Genomic DNA, 12,906 nt, shown 5'->3' on the forward strand with positions numbered 1-12,906 from the left:
GGTGAGAGAACAGCGATGGATGAAACGAAGGTTATAGCTGAATCCGTCAGCGCTGTGCGGTTCCTTGCGAGCCGCGCAAACGAAAACTCCCGGGGCTCTCCCCCGTCCACTGCTTGAACGCACGGTGAAAGGCGCTGGGCTCGCGAAAACCGACTTCCTGGGCAATCGCGGCAATGCTCATGGTGGTACTGCGCAGACGCTCGAAGGCAATGGCCCGACGCACCTCGTCCTTGATTTCCTGATAGGAAAAGCCCTCGCGCTGCAACGCCCGGCGCAGACTGGCCAGGTGGATATCGAACTCCAGCGCCAGTTGCTCCAGGGTCGGCCAGTGGTCATAACCGCAGGCGCGCAAGCGCTGGTGGACCCGGGCGCTGAAACCCTCGCGATTGCGAAAACGGATAAACACCGACTGCGGCGCGTCCCGCAAAAAGGTGTAGAGCGACTTGCGATCCTGCAGCACCGGCAAACGCAGGTATTCGCGCTCGAATTCGATCTCGGTCACCGCTGCATCGAACTCCACGTAGGCGCCCCACAACAGGTGCTCGTCGCCATGGGGCGGACGGGCATGGGCGAAACGGGCGCGGCTGATGGGAATCCGCCGTCCGGCCAGCCAGCACATCAGGCCGACGATCAGGATCAGGAAGGTTTCGGTGATCACCGCTTGCAGGTACGGGTCCTGGGTCTCGGTGCGCATCACCACGACCACCCGCTTGCCACGCACCTGCACCTGGGCATCGATATCCCGCAGGAACAAGGCGAAATACTCCAGCGACAGGCCCAGGGCCTTGCCCACGGTCGGCGCCTGGATCAGCCCCCGGCAGATCAGGGCGAAGCTGCCGATGGGCATGCCGTGGGAATCGAAGCCGAAGAACTCGTCGCCCAGTTCGCGGATCACTGTCAACCAGAGTTGCGCCAGCAGCCTGGGCGCGACCCGCTCGCCCAGTTCGTCCAGGGAACGCTCGGCAAAACCCGCGGCCTGCAGCAGCTCGGCAATGCGCTGCGGGCGGTCGAGAAAACGCACCAGCAGGGCTTTAATGAAGTAGGACGACACCGAATGTTTTTCTTTCATGAATCCCAAGCTGCGTATGGCAAAAAGTCACAGGTTTACTGAGCAGTTTCGGCATAGGCCGAGTGGACCGACGGTCCTAGACTGGCCGCACTGGATGAACTGCCTCCACTCCAACCAGGATCATGCAAGCTGATCCTCACAATAATCAGGACTGCCCCCATGTCAAAGCCCGAAGTGTATATCGTCAGCGCCGCCCGTACCGCCATCGGTACTTTCGGCGGCTCGCTGAAAGACGTTCCCTTGAGCGAACTGGCCACCACCGCCGTCAAGGCCGCCCTGCAACGCAGCGACGTCGATCCGGCGCGGGTCGGCCATGTGGTGATGGGCAACGTGATCCCCACCGACACCCTGGACGCCTACCTGTCCCGGGTCGCCGCGATCAACGCCGGCATTCCCAAGGAAACCCCGGCCTACAACGTCAACCGCCTCTGCGGCTCGGGCTTGCAGGCGATTGTCTCGGCAGCGCAGACCCTGTTGCTCGGTGACGCCGATATCGCCATCGGTGCCGGCGCCGAATCCATGAGCCGTGGCCCTTACTTGCTGCCTTCGGCGCGTTGGGGCGCGCGCATGGGCAATGTCCAGGCCATCGACTACATGCTGGGCATTCTCCATGACCCGTTCCACGGCATCCATATGGGCATCACCGCCGAAAACATTGCCGAACGCAATGGCATTACCCGGCAGATGCAGGACGACCTGGCCCTGGAAGAACAACTGCGTGCCAGCCGCGCCATCGAAGAGGGTCGTTTCACCTCGCAGATCGTCCCGGTGGAAGTACGCAGCCGCAAGGGCACGCAACTGTTCAGCGTCGACGAGCACCCACGGGCGACTTCGCTGGAACAGCTGGCACAGATGAAAACCGCCTTCAAGAAAGACGGCACCGTCACCGCCGGCAACGCCTCGGGCCTGAATGACGGCGCCGCCGCCCTGTTGCTGGCCACCGGCGCCGCGCTGCAGACCGACGGCCTGAAACCCCTGGCACGCCTGGTGGCCTACGCCCATGCCGGGCTAGAACCGGAACTGATGGGCCTGGGCCCGATCCCCGCTACGCGCCTGGCGCTCAAGCGCGCCGGCCTGACGGTGGCTGACCTGGATGTGATCGAAGCCAACGTCGCCTTCGCCGCCCAGGCCTGCGCCGTCAGCCAGGAACTGGACTTCGACCCGGCCAAGGTCAACCCCAACGGCTCCGGGATTGCCCTGGGCCATCCGGTGGGCGCCACCGGCGCGATCATCGCCACCAAACTGATTCATGAACTGCATCGCACCGGCGGCCGCTACGGCCTGGCCACCATGTGCATCGGCGGCGGGCAAGGCATCGCCGTCATCTTCGAACGGGTTTAAGGACAACAGAACATGAGTATTCAACGTATCGCCGTGATCGGCGCCGGCATCATGGGCAACGGGATTGCCCAGGTCTGTGCGGTGGCAGGTCTGGAAGTGTCGCTGATCGACGTTTCGCAGCAGGCTCTGGACAAAGGCCTGGCGACCCTGACCGGCAACCTCGACCGACAAGTACGCAAGGCGGTGATCACCGCCGAGGACAAGCAGGCCGCCCTCGGCCGCATCAGCCTGAGCAGCGACTACGCGGTGCTGGCCCGAGCCGAACTGGTGATCGAGGCGGCTACGGAAAACCTCGAGCTGAAAAAACGCATTCTGCGGCAGGTGGCTGAAGTGGCCAGCGCCGAATGCATTATCGCCACCAACACCTCGTCGCTGTCGATCACCGAACTGGCGGCGGCCATCGACCAGCCCGGGCGCTTTATCGGCCTGCACTTCTTCAATCCGGTGCCGATGATGGGCCTGCTGGAAGTCATCCGTGGCCTGCAGACCAGCGATGCCACCCATGCCCAGGCCATGGCCCTGGCCAGCCAGATCGGCAAGACCGCGGTCACCGCCCGCAACCGCCCGGGCTTCGTGGTCAATCGCATCCTCTGTCCGATGATCAACGAAGCCATCTTCGTGCTCCAGGAGGACCTGGCCAGCGCCGAGGATATCGACGCCGGCATGCAGTTGGGCTGCAACCAGCCGATCGGCCCCCTGGCCCTGGCGGACCTGATCGGCCTGGATACCCTGCTGGCAATCATGGAGAGCCTGCACTCGGGCTTCGACGAACCCAAGTACCGTCCGGCGCAGTTGCTCAAGGAAATGGTTGCCGCCGGCTATCTGGGCCGTAAAAGCGGTCGCGGCTTCCATACGTACGAGCGCTGATCATCATGCCCCGCAGCGCCCTCGCCGCCGTGCCTGAAGCCGAGCTTCAGGCCAGGGCCTCGCGCCATCTGCAGACCCGCGAAAAGGCCGTGGCGCTGTTTGCCCGACGCGGGTTTGCCCAGGTGGGCCTGCGCGAGCTGGCCGGGCACCTGGGCATCCAGGCGGGCTCGATCTACAACCATATCGAGAGCAAGCAGGCCTTGCTCTTCGAACTGATCGAGAGCCTGCACCTGGAGCTGTTGGGGATTGTCACACAGCCGGTGCGCAGCGCGCGCTCGGCGGAAAAACGTCTGAACGAGTTGATCGCCGCGCACCTGGACCTGCATCGCGCCAAGGGCGATTTCTTCCGGGTCGCCGAGCATGAGTTCCACTGCCTGGAAGCCGCGCACCAGGCGGCGATCCTGGTCTTGCGCAGGCGCTATGAAAGTCATCTGATCAAGTTGCTGGGGCCATTGGGGTTGTCGACCGACGCCACCCTGGCACTGACCACCGTACGGACCTTTCTCTGCCTGCTGAACAACCTGCCGGCCTGGACCGAGGAAGCCGGACTGGATTCGGCGACCTATCGGGCGTTGATGCACAATATCGCGCTGGGGGCGGTCAAGGGCGCGCTAACCCTGCCTTCCGGAGACCCACGCCCCCTGTAGGAGCCGGCTTGCTGGCGATGAGGGCCGTGAGTCCTGCATCGATTGTCCGGCCGCCATCGCCAGCAAGCCGGCTCCTACAAGGGTTGCGGTTTATTCAAGATAGGGGGAGTTACAGGCAGGTTGCCACTGCCGCCAGCCTTCTCACGCCAATCGGCTTGCTGGCGGTCGCGTAGTAGTCGACCAGCGTGTCCGCACCTTCGTGACGCACGTCGGCAAAGAACTCCGAGCCACGGGTATAAACGGTCGAGCCACTCTTGTAGCCGGGTTGCAGATAAGCCGCCGCATCCACACCGAACACCGCCTCATCCTGCCAGGCAAACTGAATGCACTGGGCCACGACATCCTCGGCCTTGCTCGACGTGAAGCTCTTGGTCGGCCCGGTGGTACGGGTCTGGTTCATGGCTGGCCCCATGCAGCCCGCCAACGCCACTACCGCCAACGTTCCGATTAACATCCGCATGACCGTTCCCTGCCGAAAAAAAGAAGCGACTTTAGCATTGTGGCAGCTCAATACGAATCACTACCGCGCAAAAGGCCGCCCGCTGCCGAAAGCCGCTCTTCCCGCCCCCGATCCGATCACCTGCGACGTCGCAGCGGGTTGCACAAACGCGCCCGCTTGTCCAAGCTCTGCCCACTGATTCAAGGATGGCTCATATGTTCAAGACGTATTTCAACAGGGCCCGACCGGGCCTGTGCCTGCTGTTCACCGCACTGGCCTGCTCCACGGCCTTCGCCGAGACAGCGCCCCCGACCTTCCCGGATGCCATCGCCAGCGACCCGACGAAACTTGGCTGGATGATCGGCGCCCCACCGCCGGCCGATCGCATCCTGCGCTTCGAGGATGGCAGCTATTTCCGTTTCCCCGCCCTGCGCTGGAGCGTCTCGCACTTTCGCCAGTTGATGCCCACCACCAATGTGTCCCGGGGCCTTGAAGGGCCGGTTGCGTTGCCATCGGCCTTGCGCAATGACATCGACCGCTTGAGCTTCACCACCCTCGACACGAAAACCCCGATGACCTGGGAACAATCCCTGGCGGCGACCTATACCGACGGCATCGTGGTGCTGCACCGTGGCAAGGTGGTGTACGAGCGCTACTTCGGCTCGCTCAGTCCCCAGGGCCAACACGCCGCGATGTCGGTGACCAAGTCGGTGATCGGCACCCTCGGCGCGGCGCTGGTGGCCGAAGGGCTGATCGATGTGAACAAGGAGGTCAAGGACTATGTGCCGGAACTGGCGAAGTCGGCCTTCGGCAGTGCCAGTGTGCGCCAGGTGCTGGACATGACCACGGCGCTGGACTACAGCGAAGACTACAGCGACCCGAACGCCGGTGTCTGGGCCCACGCCCAAGCTGGCAACCCGCTGCCCAAGCCGGCCGACTACAAGGGGCCGCGTACCTATTACGAATTTCTCCAGACCGTGCAGCCGGAAGGCGAACATGGCGCGGCCTTCGCCTACAAGACCGTCAATACCGATGTGCTCGGCTGGGTGATCGCCCGGGCCACCGGGCATAACGTGGCGCAGGTGCTGTCGGAGCGGATCTGGAGCCGGATGGGCGCCGAGCAGGATGCCTATTTCACCGTTGATTCGATTGGGACGCCGTTCGCCGGTGGTGGCCTGAACACCGGCCTGCGGGACCTGGCGCGCTTCGGCGAAATGCTCCGTAACGACGGCCGCGCCAACGGCCAGCAGATCCTACCCGCGAGCGTGGTCGAGGATATTCGGCGTGGGGCTGACAGGGCAGCGTTTGCCAAGGCCGGCTACTCGCTGCTCAAGGGCTGGAGCTACCGCAATATGTGGTGGGTGACCCATAACGACCACGGCGCCTATATGGCCCGGGGCGTCCATGGCCAACGGATCTATATCGATCCCAAGGCCGAGATGGTGATCGTGCGTTATGCCTCCCATCCGGTGGCGAGCAATTCGGCGAACGACCCGGTGACCTTGCCGGCGTTCGAGGCGCTGGGGAATTTCCTGCTGGTGCACCCGCAGAAATAACCCGCGCCAGCCCCGCAAACCCTGTAGGAGCCGGCTTGCTGGCGATGACGGCCGAATAGTCGATGCAAGACTCACGGGCCTCATCGCCAGCAAGCCGGCTCCTACAAGGACAGCGTTAACCGCGATGACGAATCAACACGGGTCAGGCGGTCGCTCAGGCATCCTCGAGAATCAGGTCCGCGCCCTTCTCCGCCACCATCAGCACCGCCGCGTGGGTATTGCCCGACGTCACGTTGGGGAAAATCGACGCATCGACAATCCGCAACCCCTTCATCCCATGCACCTTCAGGCGCTTGTCGACCACCGACACCTGCGGGTCCGACCCCATCGCGCAAGAACCGCACAGGTGATAGATCGACCCGCTGTTCTCGCGGAAATACTCCAGCATCGCCGCGTCGTCATTCACCGCCTTGCCCGGCAACACCTCATCGACGGTAATCGCCCGCAACGCCGGCGCCTGCATGATCTTGCGAATCAGCCGGCTACCTTGCAGCACCTCGTCGATGTCCTTCTCGGTGCTCAGGTAGTTCGGGTCGATCAGCGCCGCATCCGCCGGGTTCTTCGAGGCGATCCGCACGCTGCCGCGACTGGTCGGCCGGCACGGGTTGAAGCACAGCAGGAAGCCCGAATACGGCTCCGGCTTGAGGCTGGCCTTGTTGTTCTTCGGAATCTGGTACGACAAGGGATTGAAGTACATCTGCAGGTTCGGGTGCGCCTGCTCTTCATTGCCGCGGAAGAACCCGCCGGCCTGGTTGACGCTCATGGCCAGCGCGCCCTTGCGGGTCAGCAGGTATTGCAGGCCCAGCTTGAGCTGGCCGAACAGCGAGCTCAGCTCATCGTTCAAGGTCGGGATATTGGCCTTGTAGTAGTAGCTCACGCACAGGTGATCCTGCAGGTTCTGCCCCACCGCGGGCAGATGCTTGACCACCGGCACCCGGTGTTCGCTCAACAGTGTCTGGTCGCCGACCCCCGACAATTGCAGGATCTTCGGTGTATCCACCGCCCCGGCACAGAGGATCACTTCCTTGTTGGCCTTGAACGAGCGCGCCACGCCGTGCTGGCTGATGGAAATGCCGATGGCCCGCAGGTCATTGTCGAACAGCACCCGGTCCACCAGCGCATGGTGCTCCACGGTGAGGTTCGGCCGGCTCAGGGCCGGATGCAGGTGAGCGAAGCTGCTGGAGCTACGCTGGCCGTTGCGGGTGTTGACGTCATAGACCCCCGCCCCTTCGAACTTCGGCCCGTTGAAGTCGTCGCTGCGCTGATAACCCAGCTGCTGGCAACCTTCGAGAAACACATCGCAGATCGGGTGCGTATGCCCCTGCATCGGCGTGATGCTGATCGGCCCGCTGCCGCCGTGATACTCGGTATCGCCCAGCGGGTGATTTTCCAGCTTGCGGAAGTACGGCAGCACGTCCTTGAACGCCCAGCCGTCATTGCCGTTGGCCGCCCAGTCATCGAAGTCATGGGCCTGACCACGCACGTAGACCATGGCGTTGATCGAACCCGAACCGCCCTGGACCTTGCCCCGGGGCGCATAGATTTCCCGGTTGTGCAGTTGCTTCTGCGGCTGGCTGTAGTACATCCAGTTGAAGGTCGGGTTGTAATACATCTTGGCGAAACCGACCGGGATCTTGAACCAGAACGAGGCGTCCTTGCCGCCCGCTTCGAGCAACAGGACCGAATATTTCCCCGAAGCCGACAAGCGGTTGGCGAGGATGCAACCGGCGGCGCCCGCGCCGGCGATGATGTAGTCGTATGTCATGCAGGTTACCGCTGATTCGTTGAAAACGCCGCCCTGTCCCAGGGCGGCAGGATGGCTCAGCCCCTGGCCGGCGACGTGTCTTTCACATCGGCGGGCGTCGGCGCCATTTGCAGGTGCAGCCGCTGGCCGGTGTAGGGCGTGTGCTTGCGCACCACGTCCATGTTCAGCTCAACCCCCAGGCCCGGCTCGGTCGACGGGATGATGTAGCCGTCTTCCCATTGCAGCGGCTTGGTCAGCACTTCGGCATGGAATCCGCCCCAGGTCATGATGCTTTCCTGGATCAGGAAGTTCGGCGTACAGGTCGCGAGCTGGAAGCTGGCCGCAGCGCCGATCGGACCGTTGTAGAGGTGCGGGGCGATCTGCGCGTAGTAGGCCTCGGCCATGCTGGCGATCTTCTTGGCCTCCAGCAGACCGCCGCAGCGCGCTACGTTCATCTGCAGGATCGACGCACCGCCGGCCTGCAGCAGCTTGAAGAACTCGTACTTGGTGGTCAGCCGCTCACCGGTGGCAATCGGGATCGTGGTCTTGGCCGCCACTTGCGCCATGGCCTCTTCCTGGCCGGGCGGTACCGGCTCTTCGAACCACAGCGGGTCGTACTTCTCCAGGCGCTTGGCCAGGCGAATCGCCGACGACGGCACCATCTGTCCGTGGGTACCGAACAGCAGGTCGCACTTGTCGCCCACCGCTTCGCGGATCTTGCGGCAGAAGGTTTCGCAGCGCTCCAGCACTTCCAGGGAAATCTGGTGGCCGGAATAGGCGGTGTAAGGCCCGGCCGGGTCGAACTTCACGGCGGTGAAGCCCAGCTTCATGTTCTCTATCGCGCATTCGGCGGCCAGGTCCGGGTCGTCGTAGTCGTACTCGCCACGGCTGTTGACCGGGTACAGGTAGGTGTAGGAGCGCAGGCGCTCGTTGACCTTGCCCCCCAGCAGTTCATAGACCGGCTTGTTCGCCGCCTTGCCGATGATGTCCCAGCAAGCCATCTCCAGGCCGCTGACCACACCCATCATGGTCAGGTCCGGACGCTGGGTGAAACCGCTGGAATAGGCCTGGCGGAAGAAACGCTCGATATGGTGCGGGTCCTGGTCCTGAAGGTAACGCTCGAACACGTCCTCGATGATCGGCACCATGGCCTTGGGGCCGAAGGTGGCGGCGTAGATCTCGCCGACGCCTTCGATGCCGCAGTCGGTCTTGAGCTTGACGAACAGCCAGTACATGCCACCGATGTGCGGCGGCGGTACGGCGACGATATGGGTTTCCAGGGAGACGATTTTCATATCAGGCACCTGCCTTTTTGTTGACCAGCGCGCGCAGCGCCAGGGCCGCCAGGGTTCCAAGCCCGCCGATAAAGGCGATGTAGCCGAAATACAGCTTGTAACCGAGGGCGCCAGGGAAGTTTTCCGTGAGATAACCGTTGATCAACGGGATAAAGGTGTCCGGCAGGTAGCCGACCACCGAGACAATGCCAATGGCCAGGCCCGTGATCCGCAGCGGGATCTTGCAGGTGTCGAGGATCGCCCAGTACAGCCCGCGAATGGCGTAGGTCATCAAACCGATAAAGATCACCGTGACCACCAGTACGCCGATGCTGCCCAGCGCCGGGAAGACGATCAGCCCGAGAATGCCGAGGGTCGCCAGCAGCAGTGCAACGATCAGCACCGAGATATTCGAGAACTTGTCACCCAGGTAACCGCCGCCGAGACCGCCGATGGGGCGCATCCACAACTTGATGGTGGTGATGGTGCCGGCCATGACCGCGGTCATGCCGCTGCCTTGCAGGTAGTCGGAGAAGCTGTAGGTGGCCCAGAAGATGTGATAACCGCAGAACACGATGGCGGTCACCAGCCACAACTCGGGGATCTTCACCAGGAAGGCCAGGTCGCTGAGCAGATTGTGCGAAGCCTTTTCTTCCTGGGTTTCAATGGCCGCCACGGACTTGGGGTCCTTGAGCGAGACCAGCACGCAACCGATGGCGATACAGGTAAAGGAGTACAGGTAGACCACATGCTTGAAGCCTTCGGCCGCCGACTCGCTGCGGGTCTCGGTGGCGTAGGCGAACAGCCCCAGGGCCACGGTGGCGAGCATCGCTTCCACCAGGCCACGACCGCCGTCGAGGATGCCGAAGAAACGTCCTTGCTCGGAGGCTTCGGCGATCATCTTGACCCGCTTGAGCACCGAGGCCCAGAAGGTCAGGCCGGTGGTCAGGCCCCAGCAACCGAAGATGATCATCAGGCCGGTCATCGACGGCGCGGTGGAATACCAGATCCCCAGCAGGCCGGTGGCGACCAGCGAGAAGAAGATCAGGAAGCGCGGTGCCAGGCGATCCGCCAGCCAGCCGCTGGGCAGGTAGCTGAGCAGGAAGATGGTGCCGAGCATCGAGTACAGGTAACCCAGCTCGCTGTGATTGATATGGAACACTTCGAGCATGGTGGTCTGGTAGACCTGGCGCAGGTAGAGGATCGGGTAGATCGCCCCGGCGGCCAGCACCAGCAACATCAGTTGGAAATAACGGCTGCCCTTGTCGCTTTTGGCGGACGTGGCGGCGGCGTGAACCTGAACAGCAGCAGGCTTGGACATGTACGGGGACCTCGGGCGATCCGGCAGTGCACGGTCGCCCTTCTCTATCGATTGTTGTTATTGGAATAGCGTGTCGCGTAAAACCTGTCTCAGTACTTCATGACCACCAGTCGGGTCTGGGTGAATTCGAGCATGCCGTGCTTGCCGTCATCGCCGCCCAGGCCGGAACGTTTCCAGCCGGCGTGGAAACCCTGGTAGGGGTCGGCCGGGGTGCGGTTGACGTAGAGCTCGCCGGACTCGATGGCATTCGCCACTTTCATCGCCGTGCGGTAGTTCTCGGTATAGAGCACCGAGGACAGGCCGAACTGGTGGTCGTTGGCCATGGCCAGCGCCTCGTCGATATCACGGTACTTGAGCACCGGCAGGACCGGGCCGAAGATTTCTTCCTGGATGATTTCCATGTCCTGGCGGCAACCGCTGAGCAGGGTCGGCGGATAGAAATGCCCCGGACCTTCGGGGATCACACCACCGGTTTCCAGCACCGCGCCGTCGGCCACGGCACGCTCGACCATGGCGTGGATATTGCGCCGTGAGCTGGCATTGACCAGCGGGCCCATCAGGCTGGCATCCGTGGCGCGGTCGCCAAACTGCACAGCGCTGATCTTCTCTTTCAGCAGCGCGAGGAAACGGTCGTGCACGCTTTCGTGGACATAGACCCGTTCCACCGCCGTGCACAACTGGCCGCAATGGGTGGTCTTGGAAGCAACGATGGCGCTGGCGGCCTGCTCCAGGTCGGCATCGGCCTCGATGATCGCCGGGGTCTTGCCGCCCAGCTCCAGGGATGGCTTGGCGATATTGGCCTTGCAGTAATCGAGCACGATGCGTCCGGCGTTGACGCTGCCGGTCAGGGTGATCAGGCCGACGGCCTTGTGGGTGCAGACGTTGGCGGCGGTGTCGTGGTCCATGGTGAGGATATTCACCACCCCGGCGGGCAGGCTCGACTGTTGCACGGCACGGGCGATCTCAAACGCCGAGATCGGCGTGTTGTTGCTCGGGCGCACCACCACGGTATTGCCGGCGATCAGCGCCGGGGCGATCTTGCGCAGCAGGGTGTAGACCGGGTAGTTGAATGGAATCAGGCAGGCGACGACGCCGATCGGCTCACGTTGCAGGAACAGGTTTTCGTCCGGGGTATCGCTGGGAATGATCTCGCCTTCGATACGCCGCGCCCATTCGGCGTGGTAGCGGGTGATTTGCGCGGCATAACGGGCTTCGTTACTGGCGTCGGCGACGCTCTTGCCGGACTCCGCCGCCAGGGCCTGGCCGATGTCTTCGGCGCGGGCTTCCAGGGCGCTGGCAAAGCTGCGCAGATGCTCGGCGCGTTCGATGCTGGTGAGCTTGCCCCAGAGCTTCTGGGCGGCGGCGGCGGCCTCGACGGCCTCGACCGCTTCGCTGGAGGTGGCGGCCGGCACGTGATCGATCAAGGCCTCGGTGGCCGGGTTGTAGACCGCGATCCGGGCAGTGCCGGCGGGCTCGACGAACTGACCGTTAACAAAATTGCGCTGGGTGGACATGTACTGGTTCTCGTACTTTTCTTATCTGAGAAGCCAGCAGTCTTGTCATCCGAGGCGGGATGAACAAACGATTAATTCAGGCGGTAAACATTCAAAAAATGCAGGTTACCGCCGGACCTTCAGATAACCGGCATCGGCGCCGCCGTAGACGGCTCGAGATGCCGCCGTGCCAGCTCCAGTTCTTCCTGCAACCACTGGCTGAAAATCTGCAACTGAGGGATCTGCGTCTGTTCCTGGCGGGTCACCAGCCAGTAGGACTGGTGACCGTCGACATGCACGTTGAGCACCTGGGTCAACTGCCCGCAGGCCAGCTCGCCGGCCACCATATGCCAGTCGGCGATGGTGATGCCCAAGCCGTCGATGGCCGCGCGAATCGCCAGGTCCAGCAGGTCGAACTCATAGCCGCTCAAGGTATCGACGCCACTGATCCGCGCCGCGTCCAGCCAGTGTTTCCAGGTCAGGTAGCGTTGGTCCTCCTTGGCCAGCACATGCAGCAGGGTCAGGCGGTTCAGGTCGATCTCTTCCTGTCCGCTCAACTCGCGGGCATAGAGGCTCGGCGAGCAGACGGCGATATGCCGCTCGTGCATCAGCAACGAACTGTCCAGGCCATCCCATTCGCCATCGCCGAAACGGATCGCGCAGTCCAGGGTACTGGTCTCGGCCAGGCTGTCCTGCAGACGTGTGGTGATGCTCAGTTCCAACCCCGGATGCTGCTGGCGCAGGCGCCCCAGGCGCGGTAGCAGCCAGCGGCTGGTAAAGGTCGGCGGCGCATTGATGCGCAGGCGGTTGGCGTGGTTCTTCTCCTGGATGCCACGCACGGTCATCTCGATCTTGTCGAAGGACTGATGCAGCGCGCGCAGCAACACCCGCCCGGCACTGGTCAACTCGAGATGATGATGACGGCGCTCCAGCAGACTTTCCCCCAGTTGTTCCTCAAGCTGACGGACCTGGCGGCTGACGGCGCTCTGGGTCACGTTCAGCAGTTCGGCGGCGCGGGTAAAGCTGCCGGTGCTGCCAGCCACTTCGAAGGCTTTGAGCGCATTGAGCGCGGGCATTTTGCGTTTCAAGAAAAGACACTCACCAAGGGGCGGACAGCCACAAGCATCGCATGGGGTCGGGGTGGGTAACATTCCT

General features: G+C 63.1%; 11 protein-coding genes. 4 read left to right on the plus strand and 7 right to left on the minus strand.

Features of this window, described 5'->3' with window-relative positions; translation table 11 throughout:
- Window positions 1-46: 46 nt before the first annotated feature.
- Window positions 47-1,069: an AraC family transcriptional regulator gene (locus tag CWE01_RS26535; RefSeq protein WP_100943518.1), complete on the minus strand. Its 1,023-nt coding sequence runs from the start codon at window positions 1,067-1,069 to the stop codon at window positions 47-49.
- A 159-nt stretch (window positions 1,070-1,228) separates the two neighbouring features.
- Between CWE01_RS26535 and CWE01_RS26540 the strand changes: the two genes are divergently transcribed.
- The 3 genes from CWE01_RS26540 to CWE01_RS26550 are packed head-to-tail and all read left to right on the plus strand — an operon-like array spanning window position 1,229 to window position 3,924.
- Window positions 1,229-2,410, plus strand: coding sequence for an acetyl-CoA C-acyltransferase family protein (locus CWE01_RS26540; protein WP_100943519.1), 1,182 nt, complete (start codon window positions 1,229-1,231; stop codon window positions 2,408-2,410).
- Between the two features lie 12 nt (window positions 2,411-2,422).
- Window positions 2,423-3,277 (plus strand): 3-hydroxybutyryl-CoA dehydrogenase, encoded by an 855-nt coding sequence (locus CWE01_RS26545; protein WP_100943520.1) that lies wholly within the window; start codon window positions 2,423-2,425, stop codon window positions 3,275-3,277.
- Between the two features lie 5 nt (window positions 3,278-3,282).
- Window positions 3,283-3,924, plus strand: a complete 642-nt coding sequence (locus CWE01_RS26550; RefSeq protein ID WP_100943521.1) for a TetR/AcrR family transcriptional regulator — start codon at window positions 3,283-3,285, stop codon at window positions 3,922-3,924.
- 109 nt (window positions 3,925-4,033) lie between these two features.
- Here CWE01_RS26550 and CWE01_RS26555 read toward each other — a convergent pair whose 3' ends face one another.
- The gene (locus CWE01_RS26555; RefSeq protein ID WP_177410518.1) at window positions 4,034-4,384 is read right to left on the minus strand and encodes a hypothetical protein; all 351 of its coding nucleotides are present in this window, start codon (window positions 4,382-4,384) and stop codon (window positions 4,034-4,036) included.
- Window positions 4,385-4,578: 194 nt separating this feature from the next.
- On the opposite strand from CWE01_RS26555, the gene CWE01_RS26560 reads away from it, so the two are divergent.
- Window positions 4,579-5,919: a serine hydrolase gene (locus CWE01_RS26560; protein WP_100943523.1), complete on the plus strand. Its 1,341-nt coding sequence runs from the start codon at window positions 4,579-4,581 to the stop codon at window positions 5,917-5,919.
- A gap of 154 nt (window positions 5,920-6,073) precedes the next feature.
- Here the strand turns inward: CWE01_RS26560 and CWE01_RS26565 are convergent, their stop codons facing one another.
- The 5 genes from CWE01_RS26565 to CWE01_RS26585 form a co-directional block, all read right to left on the minus strand.
- A complete protein-coding gene (locus CWE01_RS26565) occupies window positions 6,074-7,684 on the minus strand; it encodes a GMC family oxidoreductase (protein WP_100943524.1) in 1,611 nt (536 codons plus the stop codon).
- Window positions 7,685-7,740: 56 nt separating this feature from the next.
- Window positions 7,741-8,958 (minus strand): mandelate racemase/muconate lactonizing enzyme family protein, encoded by a 1,218-nt coding sequence (locus tag CWE01_RS26570; RefSeq protein ID WP_100943525.1) that lies wholly within the window; start codon window positions 8,956-8,958, stop codon window positions 7,741-7,743.
- Between the two features lies 1 nt (window position 8,959).
- Window positions 8,960-10,258 carry a nitrate/nitrite transporter gene (locus CWE01_RS26575; RefSeq protein WP_100943526.1) on the minus strand — a complete coding sequence of 433 codons (1,299 nt, stop codon included), beginning with the start codon at window positions 10,256-10,258 and terminating at the stop codon, window positions 8,960-8,962.
- Between the two features lie 89 nt (window positions 10,259-10,347).
- Window positions 10,348-11,772, minus strand: a complete 1,425-nt coding sequence (gene aldA / locus CWE01_RS26580; protein ID WP_100943527.1) for an aldehyde dehydrogenase — start codon at window positions 11,770-11,772, stop codon at window positions 10,348-10,350.
- A gap of 119 nt (window positions 11,773-11,891) precedes the next feature.
- Entirely contained in the window at window positions 11,892-12,839 is a 948-nt protein-coding gene (locus CWE01_RS26585; RefSeq protein ID WP_100943528.1) for a LysR substrate-binding domain-containing protein, read from the minus strand.
- Window positions 12,840-12,906 lie beyond the last annotated feature (67 nt).

It is taken from the genome of Pseudomonas sp. QS1027, from assembly GCF_002814235.1.
Lineage (GTDB): Bacteria > Pseudomonadota > Gammaproteobacteria > Pseudomonadales > Pseudomonadaceae > Aquipseudomonas.

Bases quoted from the DNA above. Each gene is read 5' to 3' on its own strand.
- CWE01_RS26550 (WP_100943521.1), top strand. From the start codon at position 3,283: ATGCCCCGCAGCGCCCTCGCCGCCGTGCCTGAAGCCGAGCTTCAGGCC.
- CWE01_RS26545 (WP_100943520.1), top strand. From the start codon at position 2,423: ATGAGTATTCAACGTATCGCCGTGATCGGCGCCGGCATCATGGGCAAC.
- CWE01_RS26540 (WP_100943519.1), top strand. From the start codon at position 1,229: ATGTCAAAGCCCGAAGTGTATATCGTCAGCGCCGCCCGTACCGCCATC.
- CWE01_RS26570 (WP_100943525.1), bottom strand. From the start codon at position 8,958: ATGAAAATCGTCTCCCTGGAAACCCATATCGTCGCCGTACCGCCGCCG.
- aldA (WP_100943527.1), bottom strand. From the start codon at position 11,772: ATGTCCACCCAGCGCAATTTTGTTAACGGTCAGTTCGTCGAGCCCGCC.
- CWE01_RS26560 (WP_100943523.1), top strand. From the start codon at position 4,579: ATGTTCAAGACGTATTTCAACAGGGCCCGACCGGGCCTGTGCCTGCTG.
- CWE01_RS26565 (WP_100943524.1), bottom strand. From the start codon at position 7,684: ATGACATACGACTACATCATCGCCGGCGCGGGCGCCGCCGGTTGCATC.
- CWE01_RS26575 (WP_100943526.1), bottom strand. From the start codon at position 10,258: ATGTCCAAGCCTGCTGCTGTTCAGGTTCACGCCGCCGCCACGTCCGCC.
- CWE01_RS26555 (WP_177410518.1), bottom strand. From the start codon at position 4,384: ATGCGGATGTTAATCGGAACGTTGGCGGTAGTGGCGTTGGCGGGCTGC.
- CWE01_RS26535 (WP_100943518.1), bottom strand. From the start codon at position 1,069: ATGAAAGAAAAACATTCGGTGTCGTCCTACTTCATTAAAGCCCTGCTG.